At 51.9% G+C, this 568-nt stretch carries 1 protein-coding gene; it reads right to left on the bottom strand.

The window, feature by feature from the left end; genetic code table 11:
- On the bottom strand, window positions 1-568 hold a 568-nt coding region (locus VHA02S_RS25065), incomplete at both ends, for a thiamine pyrophosphate-binding protein (RefSeq protein ID WP_508607587.1).

The following is a 568-nucleotide window of genomic DNA, read 5'->3' as shown; positions in this document are numbered from 1 at the left end:
GCAGGGATTACGTGCCAGCCGTAAGATTCAAAACGCTTAGGCGTGTCGTCAGAGAACCAACCTTCAACGTGACCATCGATAGAGATGCCGTTGTCATCCCAGAATGCGATCAGTTTGCCAAGACCTAGCGTACCAGCAAGAGAACATGCCTCGTGCGAGATACCTTCCATCAGACAGCCATCGCCCATAAACACGTAAGTGAAGTGGTCAACGATGTCGTGGCCTTCTTTGTTGAACTGAGCCGCTAGTGCTTTCTCAGCCATCGCCATACCAACAGCGTTAGTGATGCCTTGACCTAGAGGACCCGTTGTAGTCTCGATACCAGGTGCGTAGCCGTACTCTGGGTGACCAGGAGTCTTAGAGTGAAGCTGACGGAAGTTCTTAAGATCGTCGATAGATAGCTCGTAACCGCTCAGGTGCAGTAGAGAGTAAATCAGCATAGAGCCGTGACCGTTAGACAGTACGAAACGGTCGCGGTCAGCCCACTCTGGGTTAGCTGGGTTGTGGTTTAGGTGAGAACGCCAAAGAACTTCAGCGATATCAGCCATACCCATAGGTGCGCCTGGGT

This window comes from Vibrio harveyi NBRC 15634 = ATCC 14126 = KCTC 12724 (assembly GCF_001591145.1).
Classification (GTDB): Bacteria; Pseudomonadota; Gammaproteobacteria; order Enterobacterales; family Vibrionaceae; genus Vibrio; species Vibrio harveyi.
This window is presented reverse-complemented; position numbering and strand designations above follow the sequence as displayed.